The following is a 20,248-nucleotide window of genomic DNA, read 5'->3' as shown; positions in this document are numbered from 1 at the left end:
GGTCACCCGGCGCGACGGGTCGCCCTCCCCGAATGGACGTATTGCGCGCGGCCGGTGCCGTCGTCGCCGAGGAAGACCAGCGGCAGGTGGATCCCGGCCTGCGCTTCGCGGAGGATCAACGTGTCGCCTTCGAGGAAGACCAGCTCGGATTTGCTGGCGGAGCTCAATTCCGCGGCTGTCCCTTTAGGACGTTGCTCCAGCCAGACCCGGCCGTCGTCGTCCTGGGAGACCACGAGATCGGCGACCGTGCTGGCGTAAGTGCCGAGATACCGGTCCGCCGCGAACGCTTCCGGCTCGGCCGGCGGACGCGGCGGCAGCGATACTTCGACGCCCCCGAATTCCTTGAGCAGCGCGGGAACGAGGTCGGCGTACAGGCTCATCGCGTCGCCGCCGTTGGTCAGCAAGGCCACCGCGAGGTCGCTTTCGGGCACCAGCCGGAGGAACGCCGCCTGGCCGATGGTGTTGCCGTCGTGGCCGTAAACCTGGCCGCTCGGGGTGTCGAACAGCTCCCAGCCGAGGCCCCAGGCGTCGCCCATGATGCCGAGCGGCGGGAGGCTGACCTGCCGCTGCACCATTGCCGCGGCGCTTTCCGCGCTCAGCACTTCGGCACCACCAGCGAGGTGCATGCGGGCGAAGGCGAGCAGATCCGCCGCGGACATCGCGAGCGACGACCCGGCCGGACCGTTGGATCGCAGCATCGACCAGAACGGCGCGGGCACGAGGTCGGCGCCCGGCTCGGGTTCGAGATGCCCGATCGCGGCGCGGTGCCGGATCGCGTCGAGGGCGTTCGGGGAGAATTGCCGGAGCTTGAGCGGTTCGGCGAGGTGCTCGCGAAGGCAGTCCTCGTAATGCTTGCCGCGCAACACTTCCACGAGCCGTCCTAGGACGACGTACCCGGCATTGTTGTAAGAGAACAACTCCCCGGGCGGGAAGAGCTGCGCGACGCCGTCGAGGGTCGCGACGAACTTCTCCACTGCGTCGTCCCCCGGTCCGGTGTCGGTGAAGAGATCGCCCTCGAACCCGGCGGTATGGCTGAGCAACTGCCGCACGGTGATGGCCGCGTCGCCCAGTTTGAGGTCGGGGAGGTACTGCCGGATCGGGGCGTCGAGGTCGACCAGGCCCTCGTCCACGAGCTGCAGGACGAGGGTTGCCGTCCAGACCTTGGTGATCGAGCCGATTTGGAATACCGAATCGGCGGTGGCGGTGACGCCGGTGCCGAGATTGAGCACCCCGGCGGCCGCGGCGGCCGTCTCGTCGCCGACAGCCACCGCGACGACCGCGGCGGGGACGTGGTGTTGTGCCAGCAGCGCGGGGAGGTCCTGCTCCAGCCGCCTGCGGAGAGCGTCGAGCTTGTCCATTCCGGGAAGCTATCGCTCCGCTGAGCCGAAAACTTCGTCCCTGGCTACGGAAAAACCGGCGGCATGCTGGAGCAGCGGACGAACTGCTCAGACGAGCACTTCGCCGTCCCGCACCACGACCCGGCCGCCCGCGATCACCAGCGACCGCACCGGCACCCGCATCAACGCGTCCGGCACGTTCTCCGCCGCCACCAACACCACATCCGCCCGGCAACCCGGTGCCAGATCATGCCGCTGCCGAGCCACGAACGACGCCGCCCGCCGCGTCGCCAGCTCCACTGCCGCCGTCAGATCCTCGTCTTTCCGCAGCCCGTGCAACCGGGCGAACCCGAGCGCGATCTGCAGGACGTCACCGTCGCCGTACGGGGACCACAGGTCGCGGATTCCGTCCGTGCCGAGCCCGACCGGGACCTCGCGCGCGGACAACTCGGTCCACGGCAGCGGGGCCGTCCGGACCGGGGCGACGGTCGCCAGCGAGATGCCCGCCTCGGTGATCCGGTCGAGCAACGCCGCCTGCCGCGCCGGGGGAACCTCGCCGAGCGCGAAGCCGTGCGAGACGGTGACCTTGCCCTGCAGCCCGGCGCGCACCGTCCGGTCCGCGATCAGCTCGTACTGGAACGCGCCCAGCTCGCCGCCGTCGTGCAGGTGGATGTCGAGGCCGACACCGCGGCGCTCGGCGATCTCGAACAGCCCGTCGAGCTGGCCGACCGGGTCGCGGTCGATGCCCGCCGGGTCGAGGCCGCCGATCCAGCCCGCACCCGCCGCCGCGGCCTCGTCGAGCAGTTTGAGCACGCCGGGCCGCCGCAGCACGCCGTCCTGCGGGAAGGCCACGATCTCGACCTCCACCGCGCCGCCCAGCCGTTCCGCGGCCTCCCGCACGATCTCGATGCCGCGCAGGCCGAGCCCCAGGTCGACGTCCACGTGGCTGCGCGCCGCGGTGGTGCCGTGCCGCAGGAACTCGCGCAGCACCGTCTCGGCGACCTCGACGCTCGGGATCCCCAGCTTGTCCCGCTCGGCGCGCTCGTGGGCGATGCGGCCTTCGGTGCTCGCGACGCCGCCGTAGGACACCCACGGCTTGCCCCACCAGCTCTTGTCGACGTGCGCGTGCGAGTTGACGAACCCGGGCAGCGCGAGCAGGCCGGCGCCGTCGATCCGTTCGCCCTCCACCGGGGCCGAACCGGCGGGCCGGACGTCGGAGATGCGGTCGCCGTCGAGGACGATGTCGGCCAGGTCGCCGCCCCACGGGCGCACGCCGGTCACAGTGAGAGAAGCCATGATAATGGTATACCAAATTATCGGGCTCCTGTCCCGCGAGCCTGGCCCTGACACTCCCAGGACCGAGGGGTACTGGCCGCGCCGCGCCCTCGGCAGCACCATGGACGGCAGCCGCGACGGCACCGGCGCGGCGGGAAAGAAGGGCGGAACATTGACCGACAACCTCCCCGGCGGGACGTTCACGTTGGCTGGGCGCACCGTCGCCCGCCTGGGATACGGCGCGATGCAGCTGGCCGGACCCGGCGTTTTCGGGCCGCCGAACGACCGCGACGAGGCGCTCGCAGTGCTGCGCACGGCCGTCGAGCTGGGCGTAAACCACATCGACACCGCTGACTTCTACGGGCCGTACGTCACGAACGAACTGCTCCGCGAAGCGCTCGCACCGTACGACGGGCTGCAGATCGTCACCAAGGTCGGCGCGGTGCGCGACGACAAGGGCAGCTGGATCCACGAGCGCTCGCCCGAGCAACTGCGCGAACAGGTGGAGTCGAACCTGCGGAACCTCGGCGTCGAGGCGCTGGACGTGGTGAACCTGCGCGTCGGCGGCGGCGCGGACGGACACTCGCCGGTGCCGGGTTCGCTGGCCGAACCGTTCGGGGCGCTCGCCGAGCTGCGCCAGGAAGGCAAGATCAAGGAACTCGGCGTGAGCGTGGTCGACGCCGAGCAGGTGGCCGAGGCGCAGTCGATCGCGCCGGTGGTCACCGTGCAGAACTGGTACAACGTCGCGCACCGCGGGGACGAGAAGCTGATCGAATCCCTTGCCGCCCAAGGGATTTCCTACGTCCCGTTCTGGCCGCTCGGCGGGTTCAGCCCGCTGCAGTCCTCGACGCTGGACGACGTCGCCGCCCGGCTCGGCGCCAGCCCGAAGGCGGTCGCGCTGGCCTGGCTGCTGCACCAGTCGCCGAACATCCTGCTGATCCCCGGCACGTCGTCGGTCGCACACCTGCGGGAGAACGTCGCGGCGGCCGACCTGGACCTGCCCGCGGACGCCTTGGCCGAATTGGACACCATCGCCGGATAACGGCGGATCGGGGTGATGATTGTCCACCGGCGTCGACAATCATCACCCCGAATCGCGGCGGAGAACCTGCCCGTAGTTTTCGGTGAACGGACGGCGAATTCCCCGCCGCCGCCGCGAAATAACCCGACGAACGACGGTGCACCGAAACTCCCGGCGAGATTAGCGTGGTCGACGGCAATTTCCGCCACGCTAAGGAGAAATCGCGCCGATGACCGTCAAGAGCGCCTGCGCCGCAATTCTCGCCGTCGCCGGGCTGATCGCCGCCCCGGCCACCGCTTCGGCCGCGGTGTCCGAACTGCCCAGCTACGAACAATGGCAGTCCGACGTCCGCGAAGCCGTCGACCCGGCCATTCCGTGGCTGACCGACCGGGTCACCCAGGGCGGAGCCAAGCTGGCGATCGTGCTGGACATCGACAACACGTCGCTGGAAACCGAATACCATCCCGGCGAACCGAACAAGCCGGTGCTCGCGGTCGCCCAATGGGCAGGCCAGCACCACGTGTCCGTGCTGTTCGTGACGGCGCGGACCAGTTCCTCCTCCGCGCGCAAGCAATTGAGCAGCGCGGGCTATCCGATCGACGCGATCTGCACCCGCGAATCCGGCGAGGGCACCGCGGAGGGCAAGCAGCGCTGCCGCGCCGACCTGACCCAGCAGGGCTACACGATCACGGCGAACATCGGCAACCGGTCCACCGACCTCGAAGGCGGGGACTACGAAAAGGGCTTCAAACTGCCGGACTACGACGGCCAGCTTTCCTGACTCGTGAGTGGCGATCCCGGTTAGAACCGGGATCGCCACTCACGAGCTTCAGCGGCTCAGCCACTCCGCGAGCCCGACCTTGCCCCGCCACGAGCCTTCCGCGGGCACCAGGCTGTCCTTGCCCAGCACCGTCCCGAAGTACTTCGCGGCCGGGTCGGTCACCACCTCGCGCGGGTCCTTCCGCGCGGTCAGCACCCGGCGGATCCACTCGTCCATCGGGAGCACGTCCGGACCGCCGATCTCGACGATCCCGCCGACCGCCGGCTCGCCCGCGGCCCGCGCGACCGCCACCGCGACGTCCTCCGCCGCGATCGGCTGCGTACCGCCGTCGGAAAGCCGGACTACGCCGTCGACCGTCGAGGTGTCCGCGATCGCGACCGCGAACTCCAGGAACTGCGTCGCGCGCACGATCGTGTAGTTCAGCCCGCTGTCCTCGATCAGCTTCTCCTGCGCGGCCTTCGCCCGCAGGTAACCGGAATCCGGCAGCTCGTCCGCACCCACGACGGACAGCGCGACGAAGTGCCCGACCCCGGCTTCGCGCGCGGCCGACACCAGATTCCCGGTCGAGCGCCGGAAGAATTCCATGACGTCGTCGTCCGCGAACGACGGCGAGTTCGACACGTCCACCAGCACGTCAGCGCCTTGCAGCACGCCGGACAGCCCTTCGCCGGTCAGCGTGTTCACGCCGGTGCTCGGCGCGGCCGCCACGACCTCGTGCCCCTCGAGCAGCTGCACGACCTGCGATCCGATCCGCCCGGTCCCGCCGATGACGACGATCTTCATGCCCGTTCCCTCCGTTTCCGCCGCGACGGCCGCCGCGAGCGTCGCCAGTCAGGACCGGACAGCGCGCCGATTTGTGACACCCCTGCCCGCTAAGCTCGCGAATGCCCCGCCGGACCAGGAAAGGAACGCGCCGCCGATGGAGGAACTCGCCGAGGCCGCCTCGGTGTTCGCGCGGGTCCGGCCGCGGCTGTTCGGGATCGCCTACCGGATGCTCGGCAGCGTCGCCGACGCCGAAGACCTCCTCCAGGACGTCTGGCTGCGCTGGCAGACCTGCGACCGCTCGGTCGTCCGCAATCCGGACGCATTCCTCGCCACCACCACGACGCGGCTGGCCATCACCGCGAGCCAGACCGCGCGCGTGCGGCACGAAACCTACGTCGGCCCGTGGCTGCCCGAGCCGATCGACGCCTCCGCCGACCCGCAGCTGGGCGCCGAGCGGGCCGCCGCGCTCGAGGTCGCGGTGCTGTTCCTGCTGGAGAAACTGCCAGCGACGGAACGCGCGGCGTACGTGCTGCGCGAGGCCTTCGACTACCCGTACCAGCAGATCGCCGACATCGTGCAGACCACCGAGGTCAGCGCGCGCCAGCTGGTCAGCCGGGCGCGCAAACACCTCGCCGCGGAGCGCCGGACGCCCGTCGAACCCTCGGAACAGCGGCGGCTGCTCGCCGCGTTCGTGGACGCCGCGCGCAGCGGCGACCTGGCGACGCTGGAGAAACTGCTCGCCGAGGACGTCGTCAGCTACTCCGACGGCGGCGGCGCGGTCCGCGCGACGCGGATCCCGGTGGTCGGAGCGGTCACGGTGGCGAAGTACGTCCGCGCGTTCGCTGGCCGGTTCTGGCCCGGCACCGAGGTGGGCTGGAGCGACGTCAACGGCCAGCCCGCGGCGGTGGTGCGCCACAGCGGAGCGGTGATCGCGGTGCTGACCGTGTCCGCGTCGGCCGAGGGCATCGACCGGCTGTTCTGGCTGATGAATCCGGCCAAGCTCGGGGCGTATACCGCCTGAGCACGGGGTACCCGGCGGGCATGAAGCGTCCCGGCCCGGTGCGCTGGCTGCACTACGTGTACGGCGGGGTACTCCCCGACGAGTACCGCGAGTGGGTGCTGCACGACGCGACTGCGAAAACCTGGATCCTGCGCTTCGCGTTCCGGATCTTCGTCGAGGCGCTGCCCTGGCTGATCGCGGGTTACGTCGTGCTCACGCTAGTCACGCCGATGCCCGCCGGGATGATCATCGCCGCGTTGCTGATCAGCCTGCTGCTGAGCCTGTTCCTCACCGTCACCAGCGCCGACGAGCTCGCCGAAGTCCGGCTCACCAAGCACGGTTTCCCGCCCGGCGCGGGAAAAGAGGTCCGCAAACGCCGCGGCGGCGCGTCGACGTGGCCGTGACGTGCTTGCCGGAAGCGTAACCGCTGGGTTACGCTTCTTCCCGTGGATCTGGTCGCCAACGCGATCGCCGACCCGGTGCGGCGGGACATTCTGGCGCTCCTGCAGCGACAGCGGCTGCCCGCCGGGGAGATCGCAGCGCGCTTCGACATCAGCCGGCCCGCAGTGTCGCGCCATCTGCGCGTGCTGCGGGAAAGTGGGCTGGTGCGCGACGAACTCGTAGGCAGGCAACGGTTTTACGCGCTCGACCCGCAAGGTTTCGCCGAACTCACCGCCTGGCTCACGCACCTCGTCGCGCCGCCCGCTTGGCAGCAGCGGCTCGACGCGCTGGAGACCGAGGTCCACCGCACCCGTCGCGAACGCCGCCGGGACACCGCTTCCGGAGAGGAAAACACCGCATGAAACCCGTGCCCACCGCGAGAGCGCACCGGCTCGCCGACAGCATCGACCTGATCCTGCCCCGCACTTTGCGCGCGCCGATCGACGACGTGTGGGCCGCGGTCACCGAACCGGAACGCACCGCACGCTGGTTCGGCCCCTGGAAGGGCGACGCGGCACCCGGTCGGATGATCCAGGCCCAGATGGTGTTCGAAGACGAGGAACCCTGGATGGACCTCCGCATCGACGCCTGCGAGCCGCCGCACCGCTTGGCTGTTTCGTCGACCGACGAATCCGGGGCATGGCGGATGGAGCTGCGACTGGAGTCCCGAGGCGCGGCAACGGAACTCCAGCTCGTGCACCACCTGGACTCGGCGGACAAGATCCCGGAAGCGGGCCCCGGCTGGGAGTACTACCTCGACATGTTCGCCGCCGCCTTCGAGGGCACGCCGAGGCCGGACTTCGCCGACTACCACCCGGCGATGACGCCCTATTTCACCGAATTGGCCGGAAAGTTTTCCTGACCAGGCGTCAATAGTCCACTTCGGACAGTCGGCAGCCGAACGAAATGTCCTTGAGCAGCCAAGACTTCCCCGGATGGCTGACGACGGCGGCCGGGGCCGAATCGCGCGGCCGACTGCCCGATCCCCGCCGCCATATGGAGTACACTGCTGTACCAGTTACTTTCAGTAGTCCCGCGTGACGAGGTGTGGGCCGGTCCGGTGGGAGGTGCACGGTGGACGCGACGCTGGGCAGCACTCTGGTCACCGATGCGCGAGAGGACGAGCGCACCGACGCCGAACTCCTCGCCGCCGTACGCGCCGGGGATTGCCAGGCAGGCGGCGAATTGTTCCGGCGGCACGTCACGCTGATGCGCCGCGTCGCCGCCGGTTTGGTGCGCCAGCAGGCCGAACGCGACGACCTGGTCGCCGAAGCGTTCGCGCGCGTGCTCAGCACGGTCGCGGCCGGCGGCGGCCCGGAATCGAACGCGCCCGCGTATCTCGTGGCCACAATGCGAAATCTGTTCGCACGGTGGAGTCGCCACGAAAATCGTATCGATCTCTACGCGACTGTTCCGGAACCCGTAAATCTCGACGGCGGCGCAGACGAACTCGCAGTCATGCGCTCGGAAGACCGGCTCGTGTGGTCGGCCTACCGGACTCTGCCCGGCCGCTGGCGGACGGTGTTGTGGCGGATGTCCGCCGAGGGCGACACTCCAGCAGAACTGGCCCCGGTGCTCGGCGTTTCGCCGAACGGCGTCGCCGTGCTCGCCCGCCGCGCGCGCGAAGGGCTGCGGCAGGCGTACCTGCAAGTCCAGGTGCCGGACGCGAAGTTGCCGCAGTGCCAAGAAGTCCGCCGCCGGATGGGCGCGTGGCTGCGCGGCACCCTGCCCGCCCGCCGGGCCGGAGTCCTCGCCGGACACCTCGCCGTATGCGAACCGTGCCACGCGGTCGCCGCCGAACTGGCCGAGGTCAACCGCGAACTGCCGCGAATGACCGGTTGCTGCGACCCAGCGATCCCGGAACCCCGCTGACCCGCTACCCCCGCGGCCCTTGCCCAGACGTACGTGAGGGGAACCCTGAGGGAATCAGATTCCCTCAGGGTTCCCCTCACGAACCTTCCGCTATCCCGAAACCTCGCCGGCCAGATTCCGCGTGATCAGGTTGACCATGAAGTCGAACCGGTCATGCCCTTCGCCTGCCGTCAGCTCCGCCGCGTACTGCCGCGTGCGCGGGAACTTCTCCTCCGGCAGTGCGGTGAACCGCTCGATCAGCTCCTTCTGGCTGAGCATCCACTCGCCGCCGTGCTGCTGCCGTTGCCGGACCAGTGACACTTCCCAGGCGTACGCGGTGACGTAGAGCGTGAGCGAATCCAGCGCCCACGCGGCGGTCTGCGGTTCGATCCCACCAGCCAGCAGGATCGCCAGAATCCCTTCGCTGACCCGCAGCGTTTCCAGGTGCGTCGGCACCATCGCGAGCGCGGCGCGGGAGACGCCGGGGTACTTCAGGTACAGGTCGCGGATCTGCCCGTAAACGTCCAGGACCTGCTGCCGCCACGTCGCCGGGTCCGGTTCGGGCAGTTCGATCTGCGCGCAGAGCCTGCCGATGAGCAGATCGTCGAGATCCTCTTTGTTGACGATGTGCGCGTACAGCGACGACGGCCCGGTGCCGAGCACCGCGGTGACCCGGCGGACGGTCAGCGCGTCGTAGCCCTCGGTGGCGACGACCCGCAGCGCGGCGTCGGTGATCCGGTCGACCGTGATGGGCTCTTTCCGCGGTTTCGGCGCCGCTTCGGCGCTGGCGGACGCGTGCCGGGCGGCGCGGCGCTCTCGGGGATCAGCGGGCATGTCCGCCACTATAGCTTGACACGAACTTAGTTCGTCACCTAGAACTTAGTTCGTGACTACTGAACTTAGTTCGTCCCCGCGCGCCGAGCCGCTTCCGCTGGTCCAGGCGTGGCTCGTGCTGGTCGTCGTGGTGATCGCCGACCTGATGGACCTCATCGACACCAGCGTCGCCGCCCTCGCCGGCCCCTCGATCCGCTCCGACCTCGGCGGCGGGCCGGTGACCCTGCAGTGGGTCCTGTCGGCCTACACCGCCGCGTTCGCGCTCGGGCTCGTGACGTCCGGCCGGCTCGGCGACCTGCTCGGCCGGCGCAGGCTGTTCCTGCTCGGCATGACCGGCTTCACCCTCGCGTCGCTGGCCTGCGGGCTCGCGCCCAGCGCCGGGTTCCTGATCGGGGCCCGCGTGTTCCAGGGCCTGTTCGGCGCGGCGATGATCCCGCAGGGCATCGCGCTGGTGAAGGTCGTCTTCCCGCCCGATCAGCTGCGCAAAGCCCTCATGCCGTTCGGCCCGATCATGGGCCTGGCCACCGTCGCCGGGCCGATCCTCGCCGGCTGGCTGCTGCACCTGAACCTCTTCGGCAGCGAGTGGCGCTCGATCTTCCTGATCAATGTCCCGTTCGGCATCCTCGCCGGACTGCTCGGCCTGCGGGTGCTGCCGCGACACAGCGGCGAAGACCGCGGCGCCCGCCTCGACCTGCGCGGCGTCGGACTGCTCACCGCCGCATCAGCGCTGCTCATCGTGCCGCTCATCCAAGGCCGCGAACTCGGCTGGCCTGTCTGGACGTACGTGCTGATGGCCGCCGGCGTGATCGCCTTCGTCTTGTTCGCGAGGTCCGAACGCCGCAGCAGCCATCCTGTCATCGCGCCGTCGCTGTTTTCCAAGCGCGGCTTCGTCTTCGGCCTGCTGATCACCGGCGGGTTTTACGCCTCGCTCAGCGGCTTCGTGCTCGTCGTGAACCTGCTGCTGCAGTCCGGTCTCGGCTGGACGCCGCTGCAGTCCGGGTTCGCCCTGCTCCCCTGGGCCGCCGGCACCGCCATCGCGACCCTGTTGTCCGGCGCGGTACTCGCCGCGAAACTCGGCCGCACTTCGCTCCACTTAGGACTCGCCATCGCGGTCGTCGGGCTGCTCGTCCTGTGGTGGTCGATCGCGCACTGGGGTGCGGCCATCACCGTCTGGCAACTCGCCCCCGCGCTGTTCATCACCGGTGCCGGTGCCGGATTGTTGTTCATTCCGCTCTTCGATTTCATTCTCGGCGACGCGACGCCCGAAGAAGTCGGCAGCGGTTCCGGAATGCTCAACGCCGCCCAGCAATTCGCCGGCGCCGTCGGTGTCGCCGCGCTCGGCACAGTGTTCTTCGCCCGCGGCGGGCCGTCCTGGATCCCTGCCGCTGAACTGGTTTTCGGCATCTGCGCCGCCTTGTACCTCGCGGCACTGGCCCTTGTCAGATTCCTGCCGAAACACTCCGCTCACTCGTGAAATGAGTATCGCAGTGCCCAAAACCGCCCTGATCACCGGAACCAGCCGCGCCGCCGGACTCGGATTCGCCACCGCCCGGCTGCTGTCCGAACAGGACTATCACGTAATCCTGACCGCTCGCGACCTGTCCCGAGCCGAAGCCCTTGCCGCGCGACTCCCGAACGCCACTGCTTTGCGGCTCGACCTCGCCGATCTCGCCACCATGACCGCCGCCGCCGACTACGTCGCCGAATCCTTCGGCCACCTCGACGTGCTGGTCAACAACGCCAGCGACACCGTCGATTTCGCCACCCTGTCCGCCCTCGACGCCGACCTGGCCGCCGTTCAGTCCGCATTGGACATTGACGTACTCGGCCCGTGGCAGCTCACGCAGTTGTTGCTGCCGCTGTTGAAAGCCGCACCGGCGGCCCGGATCGTCAATGTTTCCAGCGTTTCCGCACTGCAGATCTCCACCGGGCTCGACCTCGGCGCGAGCCTGCGCGCCCCGGCGCATTCGTTCGCCAAGCATGCGCTGAACACCCTGACCGGCGTGCTCGCCTCGGCGCTGCGAGACACCCCGATCCTCGTCAACGCCGTCGATCCGGGAGAAACCGCCACCCCTCCCGAACGCGGCGACGAGGACACCGCCCGCCCAGCGCTCGACAGCGCTCGCGGCGTGGTGTGGGCCGCGACCCTGGCAGCCGACGGCCCCACCGGCGGCCTCTTCCTCGACAGCCAGCCGCTGTTGTCCCTGCTGCCCGGCACAAAAAACACCGCGGGCCCAGACCGTAACCGGTCCAGGCCCGCGGCGGGAAAGCCCTTGCTACACCAGGATCAGTGACCCAGGTGCAGGCTGTCCAGGTGCACGTTGCTCGCGTGCGACTCGAGGCCGCCCGCGACGTCGTGCAGGTGGTTCTGGACCTCGTTGAGCGGCGCGGCGTGCGCGGCGTCCGGCAGCTCGCCGGTCGTCGCGTGCTGGGTGCCGGTCTCGACGGCGTCCTGGACGGTGCTCGTGACGTGCTGCGCGGCCGCGTTGACGGCCGGCGCGTGCGCGGTCGCACCCTCGATGGCGTGGGTCAGCGAACCCGCGTTCGGGGCGGCCGGCAGCGACGGCAGCGCCGGAGCGTGCGGCAGCTCGCCGACGCCCGGGACCGACGGGGCGTGCGGCAGCGCGCCGACACCCGGGACCTGCGGCAGGGAGCCGACGCCCGGCACCTGCGGCAGCTCGCCCGCGCCCGGCACAGCCGGGAGCGCCGGGACGGCCGGGAGGCCCGGAACCGCGCCCGCGGCGTGGTCCAGCGTGCCGGACAGGTCGCCGGCCGAGGTCAGGTCGCCGGTCGCGTTGGTCAGGTCGGCGCGGAGGTCGCCGTGCTCGCCCACCGGGGTCGAGCCGATCGCCTCGTTGACGGTGCCCAGCAGGTGCGAGCCGCCCTGGCGGACGTCCTCGACGATGCCGCTGACCGGGCCGCCGACGACCGGCAGCTTGCCGGACTCGGACACGACGGCCTTCCAGGTCAGCGCGTCGCCGAGGTGGTTGGTGGTGGCGTCCACCGCGGAGCCGACGAGCTTGCCGTCGAAGACGTGCTCGCCCACCGCGTTCACGGTGTTCTGGGTGTCGATCGCGGCGGCGTCGACGATCGGGCCGACGACGGGGACCGAGTGGGTCGCGTCGGCGACGTGGTCCAGCACGCCGGAGACCGCGCCCAGGGCGCCGTGGGTGACGGTGTTCAGGCCGGTCGCGTCGGCGACGTTGCTGACGCCCTCGAAGACCGGGCTGAGGTTCGGCAGCGCGCCGGCGAGGCCGCCGAGGCCGTCGCCGACCTGGTGCGCGACCGGCTCGGCGGCGGCGTCGGCCTTGTCGAAGGCGCCGGCCAGGTCAGCCGACGGAACGCTCGGGGCGGCGGGCACGCCCGGCACGGCCGGGATGCTCGGAGCCGCCGGAACGCCCGGCACCGCCGGAACGGCCGGGACGGCGGGAGCGGCGGGCAGCGGGGCGCTGTCCATGACCAGCGGCATGATGTCCTGCACGTCCGACGGGTTCAGCTCGCTGAGACCGGCGCCGTTCAGCACGCCTTGCGGGTCAGCTTTGTAGTCCGCCATCGACTGCGGGTCGTTCAGCAGGTTCAGCGCGAATTCGTGCAGCGTCTGCACCGGGCCCATAGTTCGTATTCTCCTGTGGTGACAACGGATCGGGGTGGGGTGTCCGAGAAACGGACGAGCCGGCCCCAGAGCCGGCTCCTTTTCCGAACATAGGACTCCGCCGAATGCCCGCCATCGGGGGGTCACCCGGGTTAGCCGGGGCACTCACTAGGGACTTTATCGATCCCCCGATTAGGGGCATTAGGGGATTCGGCGCGTCTGCACTGGTCACAGGCCTGCCCGCGGGACGCCCCGCCGAGCGCCGCCCACCCCACCAATCGGGGGACGGACGCGGGTCTCCCGGGAAGGTTCGCCAGGACCACCCATTGGTGTGACACCTACAAGGCTTTTCGGGCAGGGCCGGGCTCGGCGGGAAGGCCGAAACGACGACGAGACCGGGTTCGTCCGGTTCCGCCGCGTTTCAGATACCGCAGGGAATCGGCCACGGAATCCGCGTTGAATGGTGTTCGACGAGGTTGATCACGCTTCAATTAAGGAGATTCCGCGCGGAATCCGTCGACAAGCTGGGGAAACGGCTGCTGGCGGTGAATCCGGCGCGGTCCGCGAGCGAGGATCCGGCCGCCGCTGGACCGCGCCCGACCCGGCCGGTGCGGCTTCGTCCGCTGGCTTCCGGCCGAACCGCGGCTGACGACAGCCTGCCCGGCCGAACGCCTCCGAGACGGCTCAAGCGGATGCCTCGCCTCGAATCCGGCACGGTCACCAGGCCGAAGCAGCCAGCCGAAACCCCACCTCACCAGGCCGAAGCAGCCAGCCGAAACCCCACCTCACCAGGCCGAAGCAGCCAGCCGGAACCCAACCTCACCAGGCCGTAGCCGCTGCGGCACGATCCCGTCCCGCAGCGGCTCCCGGCTCCCCTCAAGCAGTCGCGACCCGCACCGAGTCCGGCATTTCCAGCTCCTTCAGCAGCTCCTCCTGCCGCCTCCGGTAGGCCGCCACGTTGGCCAGCTTGATCTCCTCGTACCCGCGCACCGAGTCCGGCAGCGCGGCCAGTTCGACCAGGCGGGCGTCGCCGCGGTCGGCCACCTCGATGGCGCGCGTCAGCGCCTGCCGGTACTCCCCGATCACCGCCCGCTCGACCCGGCGGACCTCCGCGCGGCCGAACGGGTCCAGCTTCGTGCCGCGAAGCTTGCGCATCGCCCGCAGCGCCGCGAACGCGGGCCGGATACTGCGGCCGCCGAGGCTGATCTTGCGATTCATGCCCAGCGCACGCAGCACTGGCGGGTGCAGCCGATGCGCGAAACGCGTGCCGACGCCGAACTGGGCTTCGATTTCCGCGGTCAGCTGCGGGTCCAGCGAAAGCCGCGCAACCTCGTACTCGTCCTTGTAGGCCATGAGCTTGTAGAGGTTCCGCGCGACCGCCTCGGTCACCGAAGCGCTGGCGCGCGTGCGGATCCGCTCGACGAATTCCGCGTACTGCCGCGCGTACCGCTCGTCCTGGTAGGCGATGAGGTCCGGGATGCGCAGGTCGAGCACTCGGGCGAGCTCGCCGTCGGCCCGCACCAGCGCGCGCACCCGGCGGACCGCTTCCGCGTCCACCGCGGCCGGAGCCAAGTCGTCGGCCGACGGGGAGAGTTCCGCGTTGAGCGCGTCCGGGTCGGCGACCAGCTGCCGCCCGCGCCGGAACGCCTGCAGGTTGGTCTCCACCGCGGTCCCGTTGATCTTGATGGCCTGTTCCAGGCTTTCCGCGGTGACGGCCAGCGAGCCGGTCTGGTAGGCCGCGCCGAGCTGAAGGATGTTGGCGTATTGGTCGTCGCCGAAAATCTGCTCGGCGAGGCCGCGCGCGTCGAGGTAGTGCCCGGAGGCGGTCGCGTCGCCGAGCGCGCCGCGGATGCTCGACTGGTCCGGGTAGGAAACTTCCTTGTCCACCACCATTCGTCCGGTCGGAACCTCCGAAGTGGACACCACGGCGACCGTCCGCCCGGCATCAGCCACGCCGAGGTACGCCGGATCGGCGGCGACCAGCGCGTCGCACGCCAAGTAGAGGTCGCATTCACCGTTCGCGAGCTTCGGAGCCTGCTCAACCGCACCGGCCGAGATCTTCACGTCCGAAACGACCGCGCCGCCCTTCTGCGCGAGTCCAGTCTGGTCGAGGGTGCGCACCTGCTTGCCGTCGAGAACCCCAGCGACACCAAGGATCTGCGCGACGGTGACCACGCCGGTGCCGCCGATGCCGGTGATCCGCACAGCGACGTCAGACAACGTCTTCGCCGGCTCCGGCAGGACGTCCGCGCTGATCGGCGCGAGGTGCCGCCGCTTGACCTCGCCGGTCGGGACGACGGTCAGGAACGACGGGCAGTCGCCGTCGAGGCACGAGTAGTCGACGTTGCACGAAGCCTGGTGGATCTGGGTTTTACGGCCGAACTCCGTCTCGACCGGTTGCACCGAAAGACAATTCGACTTCACACCACAGTCGCCGCAGCCTTCGCAGACGCGTTCGTTCACGAATACCTTGCGCGCAGGCGTTTCCTGCTTCCCCCGACGCCGCTTACGCCGCTTCTCCGCCGCGCACTCCTGCTCGTGAATCAGCACCGTCACACCGCGATGCGCCGCCAGTTCTTCTTGCGTACGAAGAAGTTCCGACCGGTCACGCACCTCGACCCCACGCGGCAGCTTCCGCTTCCGCAGCCGCCGCGGCGCGTCCGAGGTGATGACGACCTTCGCCGCACCTTCAGTCAGCAACAGCGCAGCGACTTTCTCCACAGAAAGCCCGCCGACAGCGTCCTGACCGCCGGTCATCGCGACCGCCGAGTTGTAGAGCAGCTTGTAGGTGATGTCGACGCCCGCCGCCACCGCCGCGCGCACGGCGAGGCTGCCGGAGTGCATGAACGTGCCGTCGCCGATGTTCTGCATCAGGTGCGGCGTCTCGACGAACGGCGCCATGCCGATCCACTGCGCGCCCTCGCCGCCCATCTGGGTCAGCCCGACGACCTCGCCGACCTGTTCCGGCTCCATGAACAAAGCCATGGTGTGGCAACCGATCCCGGCGCCGACGAGCGTCCCGTCCGGGACCTTCGTGGACGAGTTGTGCGGGCAGCCGGAGCAGAAGTACGGCGTGCGAGCCAGCAACGGCACCGAAATGCGCTCCCGGTGCCGCCGACCCTTCCACGCCGCAACGGGTTCCGCCTCGGGCAGACGCTTCGCCAGACCGCTGGCGATGCGGTCCGGGTCCAGTTCGCCGAGTTCGGTGAACAGCACCTGGCCGTGCTGGTCGGACTTGCCGTACACGCGCGGCGCGCCGGTGCGGCCGTAGAGGATTTCCTTGATCGCCGGTTCGACCAGCGCGCGCTTTTCCTCGATCACCAGGATTTCGTCGAGGCCCTCGGCGAATTCCTGGATGATGCCGGGCTCGACCGGGTACACGACGCCGAGCTTCAAAAGCCGGATGCCGTAGCGGGACAGCTCGGACTCGTCGAGACCGAGCATCCGCAGGGCTTGCCGAAGGTCCAAATAGGACTTTCCGGCGGTGACGATGCCGATGCGGTCGTCCGGTCCGGACCGGACGATCCGGTTGATTCCGCTGGCGCGCACGTATTCCATCGCGAGCGGCAGCCGGACGCGGTGCAGGCTGTGTTCGAGGGTGATCAGCTCCGGCCCGAGAAGCCGGCTGTTCGGCTGGTGCTTGTACGCGCCCTCGGGCATTTCCGGCGCGGTCCATTCCGAATCGACCAGCGCGGTGCCGCCGGAGTCGGCGACGTTCGCGACGATCTTCATCGAGGACCACAGCCCGCTCGCGCGGGAAAGTTCGACCGCGTGCCTGCCGTGCTCCAGCACGTCCTGCGCGTCGGCCGGGAAGAACACCGGCATCGCGAGGTCGGCGAGCGCGTGCTCGGACGCACACGGGATGGTCGAGGATTTCGCGTTGGGATCGTCGCCGACCAGCGCGACCGCACCCCCGCGCGGGTCGGTGCCGGCGAGGTTCGCGTGCCGCAGCGCGTCGGTGGCCCGGTCGAGGCCAGGGGCTTTGCCGTACCACATGCCGACGACGCCGTCGTGCCGCATCGTGCCTGCCCGGGCGGCCAGCTGGCTGCCCATGACCGCGGTCGCGCCGAGTTCCTCGTTGACGCCCGGCTTGTGCACGATGTTGTGCTCGGCCAGCAGACCGGACCGCCGCGCCAGCTCCAGGTCGAACCCGCCGAGCGGCGAGCCCTGGTACCCGGACACGAAGGCGGCCGAGTCCGCGCCGTTCAGCCGGTCCAGCCGGATCCGGTCGAGCAGGACGCGCACCAGCGCCTGCACTCCGGTCAAGTAGACAGTGCCCGCTTCGCGCACGTACCGGTCTTCCAACGTGAAGGCGTTCATCCGCACTTCCCTTCCGCACGCCATCAGCCCACGGGCACCCGCCGTTGGGACGTGAGCCACCTCACCCCACCCCTGAGCCCGGGCGCAACGTGCCCGGCCACTGTAGTGGCAAGGACGCAAAGGATGTCGCGCGAGAGGGCAGATCGGGCAGATCTGTTGCGTACGATGCCGCTCATGGCCGAAGAACTGCTGGACGCGACCGACCACGAGATCATCGCGTTGCTCCGCGAGGACGCCCGGCGCACGTTCTCGGACATCGCCGGGCGGGTGTCGCTCTCCACTGCGGCGGTGAAGCGGCGCGTCGACCGGCTCCGGGAGAAGGGCGTGATCACCGGCTTCACCGTGCAGGTCGACCACGCGAAACTCGGCTGGGGCATCGAGGCGTTCGCCCAGCTGCGGTTCTTCGGGAGCACGAACGTCGCCGAGATCGTGGAGACCACCACGCGGATCCCGGAGGCGCAGGCGGTGTTCACCATCGCCGGCGACCCGGACGCGGTGGTGTGGCTGCGCAGCCGCGACATGGCGCACCTGCAGAGCACGATCGACGAACTGCGGCGCAGCCACCGGATCACCAGCACGCGCACCTTGATCGTGCTCGATTCGTGGGTGCGCGGCGAGGACCGGCCGGAGTGACCTTCGGGCAGCATCGCGGCGATCCGGTTGCCGTCCGGTTTCGTGCGTCGGCATGGTCGAGGTGACGCTTCGAAGGGATGCCATGCCGAGCCACACCGCGACGTTTTCTCCCGCAGGCTGGACCGACGCCGCGCCCGGGGTCTGGACGAAGGACCTGCTCCAGTCCCCCGGCGACTCGTTCACGCTGGTCCGGCTGGCCGCTGGGGCGGTGTGGTCCGATCCCGGCGACCGGGTGTTGGTGCTGGAAGGCACACTCGCGCACCATCGCGCCGGTGCTTACCTGGCTGCGGACGGCGCACTGTCCAGCACGGACGGCTGTCTCGCGCTGAGCATCAGCGGCGAGCGGCTCGGGGAACCGGCCGAGGACGTGTTCGGGCCTGCTGGCTGGCAGAAATCGAGCCCCGGACTGTGGTTCCGGTTGCTGCTCGACGTCGCCTTTGACGAGACCTTCGACGAACGCGTGGTCGGACTGTCCTATTTCGAGCCAGGATCGTTCTCGGCACGGCATCCGCATCCGACCGCGCACCGGTTTCTGTTCCTGGACGGGGAAGCCGACGACGAACTGGTCTTCCCGGACGGCCGCCGTACTACGGCTCGCCGCGCTCGTGGCGACTTCGTGGACTATCCCGCTCAGGTCGAGCACCAGACGTTCAGCCGCGGCGGCTGCCTGATCCTGTTCCTGCACGAACCCGCTGAGCGTGCCTAGCGCTTGCCGATCGGACCGGTCGGGAGCAACGTGCGGCCCGCGGTGGCGTTGGTGACGACCGCGAACGAGCCGTACCAGGCGACCACCGCGGTGGCCAGTCCGAGCCAGCCGCCGATCTTGCCCGCGCCTTCCGCGCCGCCCAGTTCGCTGATGGTGAGGAACAGGAAAGTCAGGAACAAGAGGACGAAGACGCCGATGAGGACGGCGTTCGTGCGCAGCGCCGCGATCATCATGTAGCCGGTGAAGATGGTGAACACCAACAGGAACATTCCGGTGGCGGTCGCCGCGTCGGCGGGCGGGATCTTCGGGGCGAACTGCCAGACGTAGAAGGCGAAAGCCAGCCAGAACGCGCCGTACGTGCCGAATGCGGTCGCGCCGAAGGTGTTGTTCTTTCGGAATTCCCACATTCCGGCCAGGAGTTGGGCGAGGCCGCCGTAGAAGAGGGCCAGCGGGAGTACTACGGGCTCGACCGCTTTGGGGATCAAGCCCGCGTTGACCGCACTCAGGACGAAAGTGGTGGCGGCGAAGCCTGCCAAGCCCAGTGGACCTGGGTCGGCGATGCCTTCGGCGGCGGTTGAGGTCGGGCGAGCGGCTGTTTCACTCATCGGATCCTCGATTCTGCTTTGCGGCAGGATCTTCACATCTGACACCTGACGCAACAGACTTGTCCACTGTCCACAAGGTCCCTCTTTCGAGTGGTGGCTAGTGCGGAATCGGGAATGGGGTTTATTTCGGACTTAGCGGGTGGTGCCGCGCATTCTTCTGGTATTTGACAGTCCATTGTGGATCGCTTTTGGCGGTCCCGCGGTGGGCCGCAGGCGCTGCGGCGAGTCGGTGAGCGAGTAGTGTCACCGGGTGACAGAAGCGTCCGTGGGAGGGGGAGGCATGCCTGCTGATCCGGTCGACGAGGCTCGGCCTCGGCGTGGTCGGCCTCGCGGGACCAGTGCGCGGCAACTGGAGGAGATCGCGCTGCGGCTGTTCACCGAGCAGGGGTTTCACGAGACGACCGTGGATCAGATCGCGGCTGTGGCTGGGGTCAGCCGACGGACGTTCTTTCGGTACTACGACGCCAAGTCCGACGTGTTGTGGAACGAGTTCGACTCCGAGGTGGAGACGATCCGGGCGTTGCTCGCTGATGTGCCGGAGGATCTTCCCGTGATGGAGGCGGTTCGCCGGGCGGTGCTGGCGGCCAATCACTATCGGGCCGAGGATGTGCCTGAGCTGCGGATGCGGATGAATCTGCTCAGCACCGTGGCTGAGTTGGCGGCCAGTGCTACTCGGCATTATGACGCTTGGGAGCGGGCTGTGATCAGTTTCGTGGCTCGGCGGACTGGGCAAGCTGAGGATTCGTTGTATCCGCTGGCGGTTGGTCGTGCGGTGTTGGCGACCTGCCGGGCGGCTTATGAGCGGTGGTCGGCTCGGGCTGATGCTGATTTGACGTTGTATTTGGATGCTGGGTTGCGGGCGTTGGCGGCTGGGTTCGCTGATGAGGTGCTTATCGGCGAGCCTGGGGTTTGAGTCTCTCGGCTCTTCGCCTGGCGGCGACATTGCTTTTGAGGCTTGCGTGGGTGCACCTCGAGTTGGGTGCATTGGCTGCGGTTCGCGACTGGGGCTAGCGCCCCAATGCGGCATTGGGTGCATGCGACGCACCGAATGCCACATTGGGTGCGTGGGACGCACCCAATGTGGCAT

19 protein-coding genes are annotated in these 20,248 nt (G+C 69.3%); 12 read left to right on the top strand and 7 right to left on the bottom strand.

Going from position 1 to position 20,248, the window contains the following annotated elements:
• Positions 1-2: 2 nt before the first annotated feature.
• Both AB5I40_RS37855 and AB5I40_RS37850 read right to left on the bottom strand, forming a co-directional pair.
• Positions 3-1,358, bottom strand: coding sequence for a serine hydrolase domain-containing protein (locus AB5I40_RS37855; protein ID WP_370934958.1), 1,356 nt, complete (start codon positions 1,356-1,358; stop codon positions 3-5).
• Between the two features lie 87 nt (positions 1,359-1,445).
• The gene (locus AB5I40_RS37850) at positions 1,446-2,633 is read right to left on the bottom strand and encodes an amidohydrolase (protein ID WP_370934957.1); all 1,188 of its coding nucleotides are present in this window, start codon (positions 2,631-2,633) and stop codon (positions 1,446-1,448) included.
• Positions 2,634-2,784: 151 nt separating this feature from the next.
• Between AB5I40_RS37850 and AB5I40_RS37845 the strand changes: the two genes are divergently transcribed.
• Both AB5I40_RS37845 and AB5I40_RS37840 read left to right on the top strand, forming a co-directional pair.
• Positions 2,785-3,654: an oxidoreductase gene (locus AB5I40_RS37845; RefSeq protein WP_370940691.1), complete on the top strand. Its 870-nt coding sequence runs from the start codon at positions 2,785-2,787 to the stop codon at positions 3,652-3,654.
• 208 nt (positions 3,655-3,862) lie between these two features.
• Positions 3,863-4,414, top strand: coding sequence for an HAD family acid phosphatase (locus tag AB5I40_RS37840; protein WP_370934956.1), 552 nt, complete (start codon positions 3,863-3,865; stop codon positions 4,412-4,414).
• Between the two features lie 48 nt (positions 4,415-4,462).
• Here the strand turns inward: AB5I40_RS37840 and AB5I40_RS37835 are convergent, their stop codons facing one another.
• Positions 4,463-5,197: an SDR family oxidoreductase gene (locus AB5I40_RS37835; RefSeq protein ID WP_370934955.1), complete on the bottom strand. Its 735-nt coding sequence runs from the start codon at positions 5,195-5,197 to the stop codon at positions 4,463-4,465.
• Between the two features lie 136 nt (positions 5,198-5,333).
• Here AB5I40_RS37835 and AB5I40_RS37830 point away from each other — a divergent pair, with 136 nt between their 5' ends.
• The 5 genes from AB5I40_RS37830 to AB5I40_RS37810 all read left to right on the top strand — a co-directional run bounded on the left by AB5I40_RS37830 (position 5,334) and on the right by AB5I40_RS37810 (position 8,492).
• Positions 5,334-6,200 (top strand): RNA polymerase sigma-70 factor, encoded by an 867-nt coding sequence (locus AB5I40_RS37830; RefSeq protein WP_370934954.1) that lies wholly within the window; start codon positions 5,334-5,336, stop codon positions 6,198-6,200.
• A gap of 20 nt (positions 6,201-6,220) precedes the next feature.
• Positions 6,221-6,583, top strand: a complete 363-nt coding sequence (locus AB5I40_RS37825) for a DUF5313 family protein (protein ID WP_370934953.1) — start codon at positions 6,221-6,223, stop codon at positions 6,581-6,583.
• Between the two features lie 42 nt (positions 6,584-6,625).
• On the top strand, positions 6,626-6,982 hold the full coding sequence (locus tag AB5I40_RS37820; protein WP_370934952.1) for a metalloregulator ArsR/SmtB family transcription factor: 357 nt from the start codon (positions 6,626-6,628) through the stop codon (positions 6,980-6,982).
• Entirely contained in the window at positions 6,979-7,482 is a 504-nt protein-coding gene (locus tag AB5I40_RS37815) for an SRPBCC family protein (RefSeq protein WP_370934951.1), read from the top strand. The genes AB5I40_RS37820 and AB5I40_RS37815 overlap by 4 nt, the downstream gene beginning before the upstream one ends.
• A 212-nt stretch (positions 7,483-7,694) precedes the next feature.
• Positions 7,695-8,492: a sigma-70 family RNA polymerase sigma factor gene (locus AB5I40_RS37810; protein WP_370934950.1), complete on the top strand. Its 798-nt coding sequence runs from the start codon at positions 7,695-7,697 to the stop codon at positions 8,490-8,492.
• 90 nt (positions 8,493-8,582) lie between these two features.
• On the opposite strand, the gene AB5I40_RS37805 is transcribed toward AB5I40_RS37810, so the two are convergent.
• A complete protein-coding gene (locus AB5I40_RS37805) occupies positions 8,583-9,305 on the bottom strand; it encodes a TetR/AcrR family transcriptional regulator (RefSeq protein ID WP_370934949.1) in 723 nt (240 codons plus the stop codon).
• Between the two features lie 52 nt (positions 9,306-9,357).
• On the opposite strand from AB5I40_RS37805, the gene AB5I40_RS37800 reads away from it, so the two are divergent.
• Positions 9,358-10,779: an MFS transporter gene (locus tag AB5I40_RS37800; protein ID WP_370934948.1), complete on the top strand. Its 1,422-nt coding sequence runs from the start codon at positions 9,358-9,360 to the stop codon at positions 10,777-10,779.
• A 1-nt stretch (position 10,780) separates the two neighbouring features.
• Entirely contained in the window at positions 10,781-11,599 is an 819-nt protein-coding gene (locus tag AB5I40_RS37795) for an SDR family NAD(P)-dependent oxidoreductase (protein WP_370934947.1), read from the top strand.
• Here the strand turns inward: AB5I40_RS37795 and AB5I40_RS37790 are convergent.
• Positions 11,593-12,918 carry an IniB N-terminal domain-containing protein gene (locus AB5I40_RS37790; RefSeq protein WP_370934946.1) on the bottom strand — a complete coding sequence of 442 codons (1,326 nt, stop codon included), beginning with the start codon at positions 12,916-12,918 and terminating at the stop codon, positions 11,593-11,595. The genes AB5I40_RS37795 and AB5I40_RS37790 overlap by 7 nt on opposite strands.
• A gap of 855 nt (positions 12,919-13,773) precedes the next feature.
• Positions 13,774-17,217 (bottom strand): indolepyruvate ferredoxin oxidoreductase family protein, encoded by a 3,444-nt coding sequence (locus tag AB5I40_RS37785; RefSeq protein ID WP_370934945.1) that lies wholly within the window; start codon positions 17,215-17,217, stop codon positions 13,774-13,776.
• 174 nt (positions 17,218-17,391) lie between these two features.
• On the opposite strand from AB5I40_RS37785, the gene AB5I40_RS37780 reads away from it, so the two are divergent.
• Positions 17,392-17,850, top strand: a complete 459-nt coding sequence (locus AB5I40_RS37780; protein ID WP_182891300.1) for an Lrp/AsnC family transcriptional regulator — start codon at positions 17,392-17,394, stop codon at positions 17,848-17,850.
• An 82-nt stretch (positions 17,851-17,932) separates the two neighbouring features.
• On the top strand, positions 17,933-18,556 hold the full coding sequence (locus AB5I40_RS37775) for a cupin domain-containing protein (RefSeq protein ID WP_370934944.1): 624 nt from the start codon (positions 17,933-17,935) through the stop codon (positions 18,554-18,556).
• Here AB5I40_RS37775 and AB5I40_RS37770 read toward each other — a convergent pair.
• Positions 18,553-19,161 carry an acetate uptake transporter gene (locus tag AB5I40_RS37770; RefSeq protein ID WP_370934943.1) on the bottom strand — a complete coding sequence of 203 codons (609 nt, stop codon included), beginning with the start codon at positions 19,159-19,161 and terminating at the stop codon, positions 18,553-18,555. The two genes, AB5I40_RS37775 and AB5I40_RS37770, sit on opposite strands and share 4 nt — an antisense overlap.
• 280 nt (positions 19,162-19,441) lie before the next feature.
• On the opposite strand from AB5I40_RS37770, the gene mftR reads away from it, so the two are divergent.
• Positions 19,442-20,074, top strand: a complete 633-nt coding sequence (gene mftR / locus AB5I40_RS37765; protein WP_370934942.1) for a mycofactocin system transcriptional regulator — start codon at positions 19,442-19,444, stop codon at positions 20,072-20,074.
• Positions 20,075-20,248: the final 174 nt, after the last annotated feature.

Source organism: Amycolatopsis sp. cg13, from assembly GCF_041346965.1.
Classification (GTDB): domain Bacteria; phylum Actinomycetota; class Actinomycetes; order Mycobacteriales; family Pseudonocardiaceae; genus Amycolatopsis.
Note: the sequence above shows the minus strand (reverse complement) of the source record. Positions and strands in the feature narration are given on the sequence as shown.

Excerpts from the sequence above, each read along its gene's own strand:
- mftR (WP_370934942.1), top strand. The coding sequence starts at position 19,442 with ATGCCTGCTGATCCGGTCGACGAGGCTCGGCCTCGGCGTGGTCGGCCT.
- AB5I40_RS37780 (WP_182891300.1), top strand. The coding sequence starts at position 17,392 with ATGGCCGAAGAACTGCTGGACGCGACCGACCACGAGATCATCGCGTTG.
- AB5I40_RS37825 (WP_370934953.1), top strand. The coding sequence starts at position 6,221 with ATGAAGCGTCCCGGCCCGGTGCGCTGGCTGCACTACGTGTACGGCGGG.
- AB5I40_RS37775 (WP_370934944.1), top strand. The coding sequence starts at position 17,933 with ATGCCGAGCCACACCGCGACGTTTTCTCCCGCAGGCTGGACCGACGCC.
- AB5I40_RS37840 (WP_370934956.1), top strand. The coding sequence starts at position 3,863 with ATGACCGTCAAGAGCGCCTGCGCCGCAATTCTCGCCGTCGCCGGGCTG.
- AB5I40_RS37850 (WP_370934957.1), bottom strand. The coding sequence starts at position 2,633 with ATGGCTTCTCTCACTGTGACCGGCGTGCGCCCGTGGGGCGGCGACCTG.
- AB5I40_RS37855 (WP_370934958.1), bottom strand. The coding sequence starts at position 1,358 with ATGGACAAGCTCGACGCTCTCCGCAGGCGGCTGGAGCAGGACCTCCCC.
- AB5I40_RS37815 (WP_370934951.1), top strand. The coding sequence starts at position 6,979 with ATGAAACCCGTGCCCACCGCGAGAGCGCACCGGCTCGCCGACAGCATC.
- AB5I40_RS37805 (WP_370934949.1), bottom strand. The coding sequence starts at position 9,305 with ATGCCCGCTGATCCCCGAGAGCGCCGCGCCGCCCGGCACGCGTCCGCC.
- AB5I40_RS37770 (WP_370934943.1), bottom strand. The coding sequence starts at position 19,161 with ATGAGTGAAACAGCCGCTCGCCCGACCTCAACCGCCGCCGAAGGCATC.
- AB5I40_RS37830 (WP_370934954.1), top strand. The coding sequence starts at position 5,334 with ATGGAGGAACTCGCCGAGGCCGCCTCGGTGTTCGCGCGGGTCCGGCCG.
- AB5I40_RS37795 (WP_370934947.1), top strand. The coding sequence starts at position 10,781 with ATGAGTATCGCAGTGCCCAAAACCGCCCTGATCACCGGAACCAGCCGC.
- AB5I40_RS37785 (WP_370934945.1), bottom strand. The coding sequence starts at position 17,217 with ATGAACGCCTTCACGTTGGAAGACCGGTACGTGCGCGAAGCGGGCACT.
- AB5I40_RS37835 (WP_370934955.1), bottom strand. The coding sequence starts at position 5,197 with ATGAAGATCGTCGTCATCGGCGGGACCGGGCGGATCGGATCGCAGGTC.
- AB5I40_RS37790 (WP_370934946.1), bottom strand. The coding sequence starts at position 12,918 with ATGGGCCCGGTGCAGACGCTGCACGAATTCGCGCTGAACCTGCTGAAC.